At 62.8% G+C, this 368-nt stretch carries 1 protein-coding gene; it reads right to left on the bottom strand.

Features of this window, described 5'->3' with window-relative positions:
• Positions 1-368 (bottom strand): beta-ketoacyl synthase N-terminal-like domain-containing protein (locus ACL02S_RS24265; protein WP_412804808.1); only part of this gene is annotated, 368 nt, incomplete at both ends.

A 368-nucleotide genomic window follows, 5' to 3' on the forward strand; every position in this document is an offset into this window, starting at 1 on the left:
CTTCAGTACCACCATCCCGACGCCTTCACCGCGGCCGTAGCCGTCGGCGGCGGCGTCGAAGGCTTTGCTGCGCCCGTCGGTGGCAAGGAACCCACCTTTGCACATCGGGACGAAGGTTTCCGGCTGTATCATCACGTTCACCCCGCCTGCGATGGCCATTTCGCAGTCGCCGTCGGCGATGCCTTGGCAGGCCAGATGGAACGCCACCAGTGAGGAGGAGCACGCGGTGTCCACCGTGAGTGCGGGGCCGACCAGGTTCAGCACATAGGCCAGCCGGTTGGAGATCATCGTGAATGACGCCCCGGCGGAGGTATGCATATCGATGTATTGCATCGACGTATCGGAAGACATGAGGGTCAACTGGTCGG

It is taken from the genome of Nocardia spongicola (assembly GCF_047200775.1).
GTDB lineage: Bacteria > Actinomycetota > Actinomycetes > Mycobacteriales > Mycobacteriaceae > Nocardia.